Here is a 13,917-nt window from a genome sequence, read left to right on the forward strand (position 1 = left end):
GTTCGGGGAAGCCGGCGAGTCCCGTCCCCAGCGGCTCGGGCCCGGCGCCGAAGGCCGGGGTGGGGAAGGCCGGGGAGTCGCCGAAGGGGGGCGTGGGGACGTCGGAGCCGTCCTGCGGGCCGGGGGCGGACGACCGCCGGGCGGCGCCGGGGAAGGCGTCCGAGAGGTTCCGGGGACCGTTCTCGGGGAACGTCTGCGGCCACGCGGGACCGTCGGCGGCGCTCACGCGCGAGGCGCCCGGACGATCCACGCCCTTACGGTCTGTGCCCGGACGATCCGCGGCCCGGCCCGCGGAGAAGTAGTCGAAGCCCTCCGGATGCGGGGCGGACGCGGGCGGCATGCCCAGGCGGGAGGCGCCCGGCTTGCGCGGTTTCCGTACGGGCAGGGGCTGCTTCTCGTACGCATTGCCGTGCGGCGCGGAAGCGGTGGACGCGGCGCTGCTCTGTGCGGCCTGTGCGGCCTGTGCGGCGCCGGGGCCCTCGGCGCTCCGCGGCTTGCGCACGGGCAGCGGCTGCTTCTCGTACGGCGGGGGGCCTGCGGGCGTGGAACCGGTCGGCGCGGCGCTGTTCTGCGTGGCACTGTTCTGCGCGGCGTTGTTGGACGCGGCGCTGTTCTGTGCGGCGCCGGGGCCCTCGGCGTTGCCCGCTTCGGCGGCCGGGCCTGCCGTGCCACCCGCGCCTGCCGTGCTTCCCGGGGCCCTCTCGCCGCTCTCGTGGCGCCCATGTGCCGATGCGGCGGCGCTCTTCTCGTCACCGGGTGCCGGGAAGCCGCCCTCGTGACGCCCGTGCTCGTGCCGCTCGGGTGCCTGGGAGCCGGGCCGGCTCGCGCCCTGCTCCGCTTCAGGACCGCCCGCGGTCTTCGGCTCCCGCCGCGGCAGGCCGCCGCCCGGAGCGGGCCAGTCTCCGGTGATGCGGCCTATCACTCCGGTGGGAGCCTCTTCGGCATCGGGGTCGGCGCCTTGCGGGGGTCCGGGAACCGAGGGTTGATGGCGGGTGTCACTCACGGGAGAAACGCTCAGCTATCTGTTGGAGGCTCGGGGGGAACGGCCACGCCTGGCGTAGCGTCGCCGCGTCCTTTCGGACACTAGCGAAGGCGCCCCGGCGCATCAGCCCGAACGGGCGAACAGGGCGCGTTCGCCAGGTGTTCACCCTAACGTTCTTGAAGACCGATGTCGCCTCTGAGGCCGAACGTAACTCCTGTGACATCTGTCGGTTCTGTTGTCAGGCCGCCGGAAACGGAACGGGCCGGGGCCCTTTGTCCTGGTAAACGGTTGGGGAGCCCCGGCCGGGTTGTGGACAGAGCGCGACGCGCGTCAGCTCGCGCAGGGGTTGGTGTCGGAGGTGACGACGTTGTCGCCCAGGTTGATGGGGGAGCGGACGCCCTTCCAGTCGGCGCCGATGACGAGCTGGATGATCGGCCCGCGCACCTTGCCCTTGGGCGCGTCCGGCGGGGGCGACGACGGGGTGAACGGCCTGACCGGGCCGCCCGCCACCTTGCCGGTCTCCGGGCTGACGGGGTTGACCAGCTTGCCGACCAGGATCTTCGAGTAGTTCCAGCCCTGTCCGGTGTAGCGGACCGTCGTCTTGGGCTGGTCGGTGCCGTCCGGCCGCAGAGCGTCGCCGACGCCGACGACGTTGAAGCCGAGCGCGGCGAGCTCCTCGGCGACCTCCTTGGCCCGCCCGGACGTGTTGGTGCCGTTGAACACCTGCACCTTGACCTGCTGCGGCTTGGTGACCACCGGCCCGGACGGCGAAGCGGCCGCGCTCGGGGTCGCGCTGGCGGTGGGGGTCACCTCGGTGTCGTTCGCGATGGCCTTGAAGAGGTTGCCCGCGGCCGGCTGCTTCCACTGGACGCGGTTCTTGTCGGCGACGTACGGCTCCCACGGCACGGTGGTGGCCTTGAAGCCCTTCGCCGAGAGCTTCTGCGCGCTCTGCGCGATCTTGATGAGCTCCTCGGTGTTGAGGGCGTCGTCCATCGTGACGGACTTCGCCGCGGCGGCGATGAAGTTCTGCAGCTTGCCGACGTCCGTGAGCAGGGCGCTGCTGGTCGCCTTCTTGACGACCTGGGAGATGAAGACCTGCTGGCGCTTGATGCGGGAGATGTCGCTGCCGTCGCCGAGGCCGTAGCGCAGCCGCACGTAGCCGAGCGCCGCCTCGCCCTTCACGATCTGCTTGCCGGCCGGCAGCACGAGCTTCGCCTTCTTGTCGTTGACGGCCTGCGGCAGGCAGATCTCGATGCCGCCGAGCGCGTTCACGATGTTCTTGAAGCCGGTGAAGTCCACCTTCACGTAGTGGTGGACGCGGATCCCGGTGAGGCTCTCGATGGTCCGGCGCGTGCAGATCATCCCGCCGTCGGAGAACGCGGAGTTGATCATCCCGAGGTGCGCCGGGATGAGCGTCCTGTTCCTGTTGTAACAGGCGGGGATCATCACCATGGAGTCGCGGGGGAAGCTGAGCAGCGTCGCCCCGTCGCGGTTGGGTGAGACGTGCAGCAGCATGATCGTGTCGGTGCGCTCACCATCGTTGACCAGGTGCTGGCCGTACTTCTTGTTGTCTCCCGCGCGGGTGTCGGAGCCCACGAGCAGCACGTTGATCGCGCCGGTCTCGTTGACGGGGCGGTTCTTGTCGAGGTCGTCGGTGGACGCGCCTCTGTTGAACAGGCCGATCGTGCTCCGGTAGACCTTGTAGGCCGTCAGCGTGCCGATGACCAGCACGCACGTGAGCACGACGCTGATCCAGCCGCCGATCCCCATGCCGGACCTGCCGCCGCCCCCGCCTCGTCGGCGGGGCGGTTTGCCGTCCGGAGGGAGGCCGCCGCCGCCCCCGGACGCGCGGCTCGCGACGGTGGGTGCCGTGGGAGCCGGGCCGTAGCCGCTCTCCTCGTCGCCGCCGCGCCTGCGGCCGCGCCGCCGGGGTGGCTCCTCCTCCTCGATAGGGGGGCTCGGGCGGACCGCTCGGCTCGGCACGCCGCCCGCCTCGGCGGCGTCCCTCGTCGTACGCCTCGGGCGGGTAGTCGTCCCTGGGCGGTCGCTGTCCGCCTCGTCTCCCCGGCATCTCCCCGTAGCCGGCGGGGGCGGTGGCCACCGGCATGTCCGCGTACCCGGCGGGGGCGGGAGCCCCTCTGCGGCCCCGGGGAGGTTCGAAGGCGCCGTCGTACGAGCCGTCCTGGGAGGGACCCCAGACTCTCTGGTCGGACGGAGCCGGCGGAGGGCTGGAACGCGCCCCGACGCGCCTGCGCTCGCTCATCGCACGCCTGCCCGGCGAGCGGCGGCCGTACGGCACAGTGTGGCGGCCCGACGGCAGAGTGTGGTGGCCGGACGAGTGGGCGAGAGGCCGGAAAGATTACTGGTTCGCTCGCACACTTGTCCTCCTTGCCTGGCGATCACACGTCGCGCTCCGAGGGTAGGTCACTGGAGCGTCTGCGGGCGCCGCGATTGGGAGGATCCGGGCCGCGATCACGCCGTGCCACGTCCCCCTGATCCAGGGGCAGAGCATACTAAACACCGACATTTTGGGTATGGGATTGAGTTTGCCTTTACCTGGATTTGATGTTTTGAACGCCGTTTGGCCAGGTCGTGTGGGTCATGTCCGTCGGCGGGGTCCGCGTACTCCGCGGACGGACAGGGCGGCGGCCAGGCAGGCGAGCGGCACCGCGGGCAGGACGTAGCGGTAGTCGAACTGGGCCGTGGCGGGCGGGACGAGCAGCAGCGCCCAGGCCGTCGCCCAGGCGATGCCCCAATTCGAGGGGGCCCGATTCGATCGGCCCCGGTTCGAGGAGGCACGGTTCGAAGGGGCACGGTTCGAAGGGGTGCGGTTCGATGACGTGCTGTTCGACGGAGCGTTATTCGCGGGCGGCCGTCGCGCCCGCGCCGACCGGGCTCGTACGGCCCAGGCGGCCGGGGGCACCAGGAGGATCAGCAGCAGCACCGTCCCCGGCAGCCGCGCGACGTCCTGGTAGGCCCGCATCAGCCCCGCGAACGGCTCGGAGATGCGCAGCGTGAGGGACCCGCGCTCGTACCGTTGCGCGAACTCCTTGCCCTTCACGGCGGGGTGCCGCCCGGGCGGCGGTGGCACGGTGTCCGGAAACTCGTAGTACCCGTACGTCTCGGCGTCGGGGTAGACGGGCCGCCCGAGCGTGAACGACCTGCCGAGCTCGGTCAGCGTGCTGCCGAGGTAGTCGAGCGGCTGGCTGCGGATCGCGAGCGAGGCGAACCTCCCGGCCAGGGTGTCGGTTTCCTTGGTGAACGTGATGCCGGGCAGCCGGACCAGTGGGGATTCGGCGTTCCAGATGTACTCCTGGGACGCCGGCCGGGAAGCGGGAGGCCGGGAGTCGCACAGCACGGCGAGGTCGGTCGGCGGCTTCATCACCGAACAGTCGGCGAACGCCATCGTGCGGGCGTAGAGGAAGACGCCGTTCGAGCCGACCAGCCCGACGCGCTGGTAGGTCGTGTAGAACCAGCCCGCGTAGCCCGCGACCGGCAGGAGCGCGGCCACCAGGAAGGGCACGGTCAGCCTGGCCACCGCTCTGCCGGGGCGGGCCGCCCCGCTCGCCCCGCTCGTCCCGCTCGTCCCGTTCGCACGGCGCACGCCGTACGCGAGCAGGAGGAGCGCGAAGACGGCGATCAGCGGCAGCCCGACGGTCCTGGTGAGCGTGGCTGCGGCGAGCACGAGGCCGAGCGCGGCGGCCGAGCGCGGCGTCAGCGGGCGGCGCATTGCCAGGCACACCGCCCCCACGACCAGGAACGTGAACAGCGAGTCGGAGACGAGCAGGTGCTCCAGCTCGATCTGGTACGCGTCGAGCAGCACCGGGACGCAGGCCAGGACGGCCGCCCACGAAGGACCGCCGCGCCGCAGGACGGTCACGTAGAGCATCACGCCGACGAGCAGCCCCAGCACGTGCTGCACGGTCACGACCAGGGCGAAGCTGTGGAACGCCTCCAGGAGCCTCAGGAACATCGAATAGCCCGCCGGGCGGACGAGGTCCGGCCTCGGCCGCATGGCCGTCACGACGTACGTATAGGAGTCGGGGAACCACAGCGCGGGCCGGTAGCCGAGCGCGGTCACCAGCCGCAGGAGCGCCCCCACCCCGAAAACCACGAGGAACCATCGATGCCGGCGCGCCCAACCCCGGAGATCCGTACGCGCCCAGGCCACCGGGTGCAGCGGATCGCGAGGCGCAAGACGCCCACGCATCCAGTTCCCAAGCCGCCCGCCCGCCAGTCCTTCGCCCACGATTCGCAGGCGCGCGAGCCGTCCCTCCGCGAGCGCTCCCTCCGCGAGCCGTTCCTCCGCGGGTGGCGTGCGCGGCCCGGAAGACGGCCGCTCGCCGGGGCCGGGCGGGCTGGGGGGCGCTCGTGCGGGTGCTCGCCCCGCTCCGGCCAGGGCGCCGAGCCCCGGCTGTCCGACACCCTCATGCGCCCCCCTGCCTGCCTCCCGGCGTACGCTACCGGCTCCGTACGACCCCCGTGCGGGGGCCGGACGCGCCTGTGGAAACCGCGACGCGCGGAGCGGGCGGGCGCCTGGTGAAGGCGGGGCGCCGGGGTGGGCCGCTAGTCTCGGGTGCATTCCAGTGCACAGATCCGGCCATTCTCGTGGTCGCACACGGCTGCCATCGGAGCAGGAGGCGGTGGGCAGGACGCTCGCGGCCGTCTCCGTCGTGCCCGCGCTCGCGCTGAGCGGGTGGCTGCTCGCCGGGTTGCCGCTGTTGCTGCTCGGATGGTTCCGGCCGCTGCCCATGGCGCTGCTCGGCGGCGCCGCCGCCCTCCTGCTGTGCGCGTACGGCCTGCGCCGCCTGCCCGGGACCGCCGCGCCGCACCGATGGGCGACGGCGGCCACACTCGCCGTGGCACTCGGGTCGGGAGTGTTCAACGGGCTCCTGCACAGCGAGCAGCTGATCATCCGGCGTGACCCGTCGACCTATGCGCAGTACGCCATCTGGCTCGCCCGGCACGGGTCGCTCCCGATCCCGCTGGGGGACTTCGGCGGTCCCGATCCCGCGCTCCGCTTCGACAGCATGGGCGTCTACGTGACCGGCGGCGGGATCGTCCCGCAGTTCATGGCCGGGCCGCCGATGACCTACGCGATCGGCCACTGGCTGGGCGGCGTCCCGGGCCTGCTGCTCGTGCCGCCCGTGCTGGGCGCGCTCGCGGTGCTCACCGTCGCCGGGACCGCCGCGCGGCTCGCGGGCACGCGCTGGGCCCCCCTTGCCGCCCTCGTGTTCGCGGTCAGCCTGCCGATCCTCTACACGTCGCGGACGACGTTCAGCGAGATCCCCTCGCTGATCCTGCTGTTCGGCGCGATGAACCTGCTGCTCGACGCCCGGGCCCGGCTCAGAGCGGCACTGCCCGGCGCGGGCTTCCCGTCCGCCGCGCTCGCGGGGCTGTCGTTCGGGCTGGCGCTGCTGGTGCGCATCGACGGCCTGCGCGACGTGCTGCCCGTGCTCGCCTTCGCCGGGGTGCTCATCGCGCTCCGGCGGATACCCCGCGCGAGGCCCTTCCCGGAGGGACGGCTGGGCCTGCCCCTGCTGATCGGCCTGGTCGTGGGCGGCCTGTGGGGGTTCACCGGCGGCTACGTCCTCGCCCGGCCCTACCTGGAGTATCTGTCGGGCTCGCTCATCCCCCTGCTCGCGATCTGCGCCGTCGTCGTGGCGCTCACGGTCGCCGGCACGGCTCTCGCGCCCTGGATCGCCGCCCGCGCGCGCCGGCTCCGCACGGGAGCCGCGTGGCTGCCGAACGCCGCCGCGGCGCTGGTCGTGCTGGTCATGGCGGGCTTCGCCGTACGGCCCTGGGTGCAGACCGTGCGTCGCGACGCGGTCACGCCCGAGGACAGGCTCACGGCCGACTTCATCGAGAAGACGCAGGTCGCCAACGGCCTCGGGAAGGACATGTCCCGGCTGTACTACGAGCACTCCCTCGACTGGGTCTTCTGGTACATCGGGATTCCGGCCGTCGTGCTGGCGACCGTGGCGGCGGCCGTGCTCGCGCGCCGCCTCACCAGGGGCGCGGAGTTCGGCTGGCTGCTGCCGCTGGCCGTGATCGGGTGGACGACCGTGACGACGCTCTGGCGCCCCGCGATCACCCCCGACCACCCCTTCGCCTCCCGCAGACTGGTGCCGATCGTCATCCCCGGCCTGGTGCTGCTCGCCGTCTGGGGACTGCGATGGCTCTCCCGGCGGCTCGCGCGTACGCGCTGGTTCGCCGCCCGTCCGGGGCGCTCGCGGGCCGCCGTCGCGGCGGGGGCGCTGCTGCTGGCGGTCCCGCCCGCGATCACCTCGATCGGCACCGCGTTCACGCCGGTCAACCGAGGGGAGGCCGCCGCGGTGGCGGGCCTGTGCCGCGCGATCCCGGCGAACGCCTCCGTGCTCATCGCCGAGCGGGTCACGGGCGACCGGCTGACGCAGGTCGTGCGCGGGCAGTGCGGGCTGCCGACGGCCCGGGTGGTCTATGTCCGGGGCCCCGACGTCCCGCGCCCGCCCGACGTGCTGCGCCTGGTGGAGGCCGTCCGGCGCACCGGCCGCGTGCCCGTGCTGCTCGCCGCCGAGCCCGAGCAGCTCATGGCGTACGGCCCGGCGATCCGGGTGATGAGCCTGCACACCCGGCAGGACGAACGCTCGCTGGTGGACCCGCCCAACGGCACCTGGTCGCTCAACATCGACGTCTGGATGACCGTTCCCACCCGATAGATGGGGTGTTCGCCGGGATGCCGGGCGTCGTGAAGGTGGTCCGGCACGTTCGCCCCTGTAGCGGCGGGGCGAGGAGATCCGAAGTGAGACCGCGATTTGGTCGGGCAGAGTACCCTAGCCCGACGTGACCACGCCCGAGACCTCTGGAAGCGCCGTGACTCCCGCAGAAACCCCGTACGTCACGATAGTCCTGCCCTGTTACAACGAGCAGGACCACGTCATCGACGAGGTCGAGCGCATCTGCGCGGCCATGGACGCCAGCGGGTACACCTACGAGCTGCTGGCCGTGGACGACTGCTCCACCGACGAGACGCTCGCGCGGCTCCAGGAGGCCGCGCCGCGCTTCCCGAACATGCGGATCAGGGCGTTCCACCGCAACGGCGGCTCGGGCACCGTACGCAGGATCGGCAGCCAGGAGGCCCGCGGCGAGATCGTCGTGTGGACCGACGCCGACATGAGCTACCCGAACGAGCGCATCCCCGAGCTGGTCCAGATCCTGGAGAAGGACTCGACGATCGACCAGGTCGTGGGCGCGCGCACCACCGAGGAGGGCTCGCACAAGTTCCTGCGGGTGCCGGCGAAGTGGTTCATCCGCAAGGTGGCCGAGCGGCTGGCGGGGCAGAAGATCCCCGACCTCAACTCGGGCCTGCGGGCCTTCCGCAAGTCGGTGGCCAAGCCGTACCTGCGGCTGCTGCCCCCCGGCTTCTCCTGCGTCACGACGATCACGCTGGCGTTCATGTCGAACCAGCACGACGTCTACTACCTGCCCATCGAGTATTCGAAGCGGGCCGGGAAGTCGAAGTTCAACTTCGTCTCCGACGCCTACCGCTACATCCTGCAGGTGCTGCGGATGGTCATGTACTTCAACCCGCTCAAGGTGCTCATGCCGCCCGCGCTCTGGCTGGTCGGCATCGGCCTGGTCAAGGGCGTGTACGACATGATCAGCCACCTCGGCTTCTATCTCACCAGCAACACCGTCGTGACCTTCCTGTCCGGCATGCTGATCGGGGCGGTGGCCCTGCTGGCCGACCTGATCGTGCGATCTCGGGGTGATGTGTGAGGATCGCGATCGTCGGCCCGACGTATCCGTACAAGGGCGGCGGGGCGCAGCATACGACCGAGCTGGCCCACCGGCTGCGGGCGCGGGGCCACGACGTGGTCATCGAGTCGTGGCGGGCGCAGTACCCCTCGTTCCTGTATCCGGGGCAGCAGACGATCGACAGCCCCGAGGGCGAGCCCTACCCGGGCACCCGCCGCGACCTCGACTGGCGGCGGCCGGACGGCTGGATGGCCTGCGGACGGCGGCTGCGCGGGGCCGACCTCGTCGTGCTCGCCGTGCTCAGCCCGGTGCAGGTGCCCGCGTACCTGGGCATCCTGTACGGCCTGCGCCGCCGGGCCCGGGTCGTGGCGCTGTGTCACAACGTGCTGCCGCACGAGACCAAGCCGTACGACAGGCCGCTGATGAAGGCGCTGCTGCGCCGGGTGGACGGCGTGCTCGCCCACTCGGAGCAGCAGGCGGACCTCGCCCGCGCGCTCACCGGCGCGCCGGTGCGGGTGGCCGCCCTCGCGCCGCACCTGCCCGCGCGCGGCGCCGGAGAGACGGCGGGCCGGGGACCCCGGGGCAGCCTGCTGTTCTTCGGCATCGTCCGGCCCTACAAGGGGCTCGACCTGCTGCTCGAGGCGCTCGCGCAGGTGCCCGACGTGCGGCTCACGGTGGCCGGCGAGTTCTGGGGCGGCCTGGAGGAGACCCGCGCCCTGATCGCCCGGCTCGGCCTGGCCGGCCGGGTCGAGATCAGGCCGGGATACGTGGCGGCCGAGGACGTGCCCAGGTTGTTCGCCGAGGCCGACGCGCTGGTGCTGCCCTACCGGTCGGCGACCGCCAGCCAGAACGTGTGGCTCGGTCACGAGCACGGCGTTCCGGTGATCGCCACCCGGGTCGGTGCGCTGCCCGACAACGTACGCGACGACGTGGACGGCCTCCTGGTCGAGCCGGGCTCGGCCGGCGCGCTGGCGGAGGCGATCAAGCGGTTCTACGAGCCGGGGACGCCCGAACGACTGCGGGCGGGCGTCGCGCCCGTCGATCCCGAGCCGCACTGGGCCGTCTACCTCGACACGTTGCTCGCCGCGTCGGGGAGCTGAGCGGCCGGGGCGGTGTGGCCGCGGGCGAGCAGGAAGCCGAGCCCGGCCCAGGCCGCGTCGGCGACGGTGAACATCACGCGGGACACCACGGCGATCGCCAGCGCCCGCGGCGTGTCGAGCACCGGCGCCAGCGCCACGACCATGGCGCCCTCCCGCACGCCGATCCCGGCGGGGACCACGACCGTGAGGATGCCCGTGGCCCAGGCCAGCGCGTACGCTCCGGCCGCGACGGCGTACAGGGACGGGCCCGCGGGCCGCATGCCGCCGATGAGCACCCACAGGTGCACGCCGTACACCAGCCAGCCGGCCATCGTCCAGGCGACGGCCTTGGCCATCTCCGTGCCGCTGAGGACCCGGTCGAGCGGCTCCCTGCGGGCGACGCGCAGGGCGAGGTTGAGCCCCCAGGTCATCACCCGCGGGTGGAGGCCGACGAGGATGAGCGGGACGAGCGCGAGCAGCCACCACGCCTGCCTGGCGATCTGCTGCGACAGCGTGGCCGCGGCGAGGGCGAGCGCGCAGCCGAGGGAGGTCACCAGGCCGAGGGCGGTGGCGCTGAACGTCCGTCGTGGTGGCGCGCCGTGGTCGCGGGCCAGCTCGATCATCGCCGCGAACGCCCAGACCGAGCCGGGGATGTACTTGCCGAGCTGGCCGACGAACAGCACCCGTGCCGCCACGCGCAGCGGCAGGGGCGAGCCGAGCCCGGCGAGGATGTCGCGCCAGGCGACCAGCATGAACCAGAGCCCGGCGAGCACGGCCAGGAACGAGACCCCGAGCGACCACCACGACAGCCGCGACAGTGCGGCCGAGGTCTCCGTCCAGTTCCGGGCCAGCCCGTACGCCAGGAAGGCGAGCGCGACCAGGGCCAGCAGCACCCGGAGCAGCGGGCTGGAGCGCAGGCGGTTCAGCAGGCGCGGCACGCGCCCCAGAGTAAAGCCTGAAGCTACTGATCGGTAGGTCCGCCGCGCGGGTTATCCACAGGGTCGGCTGATCGGGAGACGGGGGCGGCACGGGCACGGGTACTGTTGGGCAGCGTGAAGACGAGGGTGAGCGGAGGACGAGGGTGAGCGCGGAACGCGCGGCCCAGCTCGAATACTCCGAGTTCCAGGCCGCGATGCTCGACGAGGACAAGCGCCGGCGCAAGGCCGCGAAGATCATCGCCGTGCTCGCGCACTTCCTGGGCAGGGACGCGGCCAAGCCCGGCGAGGCGCTGTCGGGGCTGACGGTCGGCGACGTCGGGTGCTCGGCCGGGTTCATCGCCGACGAGCTCGCCGCCGCGGGCGCGCGCCGCACGCTCGGGCTCGACATCGACGTCCCGGGCCTGCGCAAGGCGTCCGACCGGTTCGGCGAGCGGGTCGGATTCGTCTGCGCAGACGGTTCCCGCCTGCCGTTCCCGGACGGCTCGATCGACGTGCTGGTCTTCAACCACATCTACGAGCACGTGGTGGACCCCGACGCCGTGATCGCCGACATGCACCGGGTGCTGTCCGACGACGGCGTGCTCTACCTGGGCCTGGGCAACCGGCTCGGGGTCATGGAGCCGCACTACAAGCTGCCCTTCCTGTCCTACCTGCCGCCCGCCGCGGCCGACCGGTACGTGCGGGCGTTCGGCCGGGCCGACCACTACTACGAGCGCTTCCGCACCCGGCCGGGGCTGCGGCGGATGCTGGCGGACTTCCACGTGTGGGACTACACGTTCCCGGTGCTGGCCGCGCCCGAGCGGTTCGCCGGGGGCGAGCTGTTCCCCGGCGCCGTCGGCCGCGCCGCCAAGGCCACGCTGGAGCGGACCCCGCGCCCGGCCCTGCGGGCGCTGCTGCCGGTCGTCCCCACCTACCTGTGGGTCGCGACCAAGACACCTCGCCGCCCCCTCGGCGCGCCGCTCCCGCAGGCCCCCGAGCCGGTCCGCACGTCCCGATGAACCGCCGCAAGGCCGTACGCGCGCTGTTCCTGCTCGTGGCGCTGGGGTTCGGCGTCTGGGCGGTGGCGAGCCAGTGGACCGCCGTGGCGGACGGGTTCGCCCGGCTGTCGTGGGCGGAGCTCGCCGGCTCGCTGGTGGCGGTGCTCGGCGCGCTGCTGTCGGGGATGCTCATGTGGCGGGCGCTGCTGACCGACCTGGGTTCCCCGCTGGCGTTCACCGACGCGTCCAAGATCTTCTTCGTGGGCCAGCTCGGCAAGTACATCCCCGGGTCGGTGTGGCCGATGCTCGCGCAGATGGAGATGGGCCGCGACCACGGCATCCCCCGGCCGCGCAGCGCCGCCGCCTTCTTCCTGACCTACCCGATCTACCTCGGGACCGGCCTGCTGGTGGCCGTCGTCACGCTCCCGGTGCTCGCCGGCAGTCGGTCGCGAGATACGCCTGGCTGCTGCTGCTCGTGCCCGTGGTCGCCGCCGCCCTGCATCCGAAGGTGGTCAACGGCGTCATCGCGTTCGGGCTGCGCACACTGCGCCGCCCGCCGCTCGAACGGCCGCTCACCCGGCGCGGCGTGCTCGTCGCGTGCGGCTGGGCCCTGGCGGGCTGGGCGGCGTACGGCGTGCACCTGGCGCTGATCGTGCACGGCCTGGGGGCGGGCGGGCCCTCGGCCGTGATCCTGAGCTTCGGCGCCTTCGCGCTCGCCTGGTGCCTGGGGTTCGTGTTCGTGATCGCCCCGGCGGGCGCCGGTGTGCGGGAGGTCGCGATGGTGGCCGCGCTCGCCCCGGTGCTCGACCGGCCCGCCGCCATCGCCGCCGCGCTGTGCTCCCGGCTCATCGTGTCCGTCGGCGACCTGGTGTGCGCCGGCGCCGCCGGTCTGGCCTCGCGGCGCGCGGTCCGTACGCGGGAGGAACCCGTAGCCCGGGCCTGAATCCGTGGAATCGGCGCGGGTCGTCCACCCCGAGAGATGATCCTCATGTGATATCACTCACGTTTCGGGGGACGCCGGAAATAGAGTGACAGGGAGGGATGCGGGGGAAGGCGTCAGTTCGTGGCGCGGGGCCCCTGGCCCCTGCCGGAACACCGCCGGAACCAGCGGGACCGCCCTGGGCGGGGAGTGATCCTCCCGGCCGGTGCGGGCCCAGTGAGGGGAGCGATTCACTTGACACCCCGGGTGCTCGTCGACGCCGCCGCTGTCCCCGCCGATCGCGGCGCCTTGATCAGGTATGTCGATGGACTGGTCGCGGCCCTGCACGAGGCGGGCGCGGACATCGCGGTGGTCTGCCAGCGTGCGGACGCCGAGCGGTATGCCGCCCTGGCCCCCTCGGCGCGGATCCTCTCCGGACCGCCCGCGATAACCAACCGGAACAAGCGGCTGGCCTGGGAGCAGACCGGGCTGCCGGTCCTGGCCCGGCACGCCGGCGCCCAGGTGATCCACGCCCCCTACTACTCGATCCCGCTGGGCTCGGGCCTGCCCACGGTGGCCACCGTCCACGACGTCACCTCGTTCACCGACCCCGACCAGCACGATCCCGCCAGGGCCTCGTTCTTCCGGTCGGCCACCCGCACCGCCGTACGCCACGCCAACCGGGTGATCGTGCCCTCGAAGGCCACCATGGACGAGCTGGTCCGGGTGCTGGACGCCGACCCCACCCGGATCGACGTCGCCTATCACGGAGTGGACCCCACGTTGTTCCACCCGCCGGCGCCCGAGGACGTGCGCCGGGTGGCCGGGCGCATCGGCCTGCACGGACGGCCGTACGTCGCCTATCTGGGCGCGCTTGAGCCGCGCAAGAACGTGCCGAACCTGGTGACGGGGTTCGGCCGGGCGGTCGCCCACCTGTCCTCGCCGCCCGCGCTGGTGCTGGCGGGCGGCCCGGCCTGGGACGAGGAGGTCGACGCCGCCGTCGCCGCGCTGCCGCCCCGGGTGAAGGTCGTGCGTCCCGGCTTCCTGCCCTTCGCCGACCTGCCGGGCTTCCTCGGAGGGGCGCTCGTGGTCGCCTCCCCGTCGCGATGCGAGGGGTTCGGGCTGCCGGTGCTGGAGGCGATGGCCTGCGGTGCGCCCGTGCTGACCACCCACCGTGCCTCGCTGCCCGAGGTGGGTGGCGACGCCGTGGCCTACACCGAGCCCGACGCCGACAGCATCGCGCGGGCACTGCGCGCCCTGCTGGAGTCGCCGGAACGGCGTGACT

Annotated in this window: 9 protein-coding genes and 1 pseudogene; 7 read left to right on the forward strand and 3 right to left on the reverse strand. The window is 72.8% G+C overall.

All coding sequences use genetic code 11. From position 1 onward, the window contains the following. Both B1L11_RS42210 and B1L11_RS42215 read right to left on the reverse strand, forming a co-directional pair. Positions 1 to 1,003: pseudogene (locus B1L11_RS42210) on the reverse strand (hypothetical protein); the annotation flags it as partial. Between the two features lie 309 nt (positions 1,004 to 1,312). Next, positions 1,313 to 2,965: an LCP family protein gene (locus B1L11_RS42215; protein WP_256863376.1), complete on the reverse strand. Its 1,653-nt coding sequence runs from the start codon at positions 2,963 to 2,965 to the stop codon at positions 1,313 to 1,315. A gap of 764 nt (positions 2,966 to 3,729) precedes the next feature. On the opposite strand from B1L11_RS42215, the gene B1L11_RS55620 reads away from it, so the two are divergent. From B1L11_RS55620 to B1L11_RS42235, 4 genes are all read left to right on the forward strand, one after another. Next, positions 3,730 to 3,957 carry a pentapeptide repeat-containing protein gene (locus B1L11_RS55620; RefSeq protein WP_079320790.1) on the forward strand — a complete coding sequence of 76 codons (228 nt, stop codon included), beginning with the start codon at positions 3,730 to 3,732 and terminating at the stop codon, positions 3,955 to 3,957. Between the two features lie 1,668 nt (positions 3,958 to 5,625). Further along, on the forward strand, positions 5,626 to 7,680 hold the full coding sequence (locus tag B1L11_RS42225) for a hypothetical protein (protein ID WP_256863378.1): 2,055 nt from the start codon (positions 5,626 to 5,628) through the stop codon (positions 7,678 to 7,680). 124 nt (positions 7,681 to 7,804) lie between these two features. Further along, on the forward strand, positions 7,805 to 8,740 hold the full coding sequence (locus B1L11_RS42230; RefSeq protein WP_079320787.1) for a glycosyltransferase family 2 protein: 936 nt from the start codon (positions 7,805 to 7,807) through the stop codon (positions 8,738 to 8,740). Further along, on the forward strand, positions 8,737 to 9,819 hold the full coding sequence (locus B1L11_RS42235; RefSeq protein ID WP_079320788.1) for a glycosyltransferase family 4 protein: 1,083 nt from the start codon (positions 8,737 to 8,739) through the stop codon (positions 9,817 to 9,819). Before B1L11_RS42230 ends, B1L11_RS42235 begins: the two co-directional genes overlap by 4 nt. On the opposite strand, the gene B1L11_RS42240 is transcribed toward B1L11_RS42235, so the two are convergent. After that, complete coding sequence (locus B1L11_RS42240; protein ID WP_306291780.1) at positions 9,783 to 10,736, reverse strand: lysylphosphatidylglycerol synthase transmembrane domain-containing protein; 954 nt, start codon at positions 10,734 to 10,736, stop codon at positions 9,783 to 9,785. The genes B1L11_RS42235 and B1L11_RS42240 overlap by 37 nt on opposite strands. A 143-nt stretch (positions 10,737 to 10,879) precedes the next feature. Here B1L11_RS42240 and B1L11_RS42245 point away from each other — a divergent pair, with 143 nt between their 5' ends. The 3 genes from B1L11_RS42245 to B1L11_RS42255 all read left to right on the forward strand — a co-directional run. Continuing rightward, entirely contained in the window at positions 10,880 to 11,734 is an 855-nt protein-coding gene (locus B1L11_RS42245) for a class I SAM-dependent methyltransferase (protein WP_204049859.1), read from the forward strand. Between the two features lie 460 nt (positions 11,735 to 12,194). Further along, complete coding sequence (locus B1L11_RS53390) at positions 12,195 to 12,656, forward strand: lysylphosphatidylglycerol synthase domain-containing protein (RefSeq protein WP_372974780.1); 462 nt, start codon at positions 12,195 to 12,197, stop codon at positions 12,654 to 12,656. A gap of 231 nt (positions 12,657 to 12,887) precedes the next feature. Continuing rightward, on the forward strand, positions 12,888 to 13,917 hold a 1,030-nt coding region (locus tag B1L11_RS42255), incomplete at its 3' end, for a glycosyltransferase family 1 protein (RefSeq protein WP_079320794.1).

It is taken from the genome of Microbispora sp. GKU 823, from assembly GCF_002027145.1.
Taxonomy (GTDB): Bacteria; Actinomycetota; Actinomycetes; order Streptosporangiales; family Streptosporangiaceae; genus Microbispora; species Microbispora siamensis.

Excerpts from the sequence above, each read along its gene's own strand:
- B1L11_RS55620 (WP_079320790.1), top strand. The coding sequence starts at position 3,730 with ATGCCCCAATTCGAGGGGGCCCGATTCGATCGGCCCCGGTTCGAGGAG.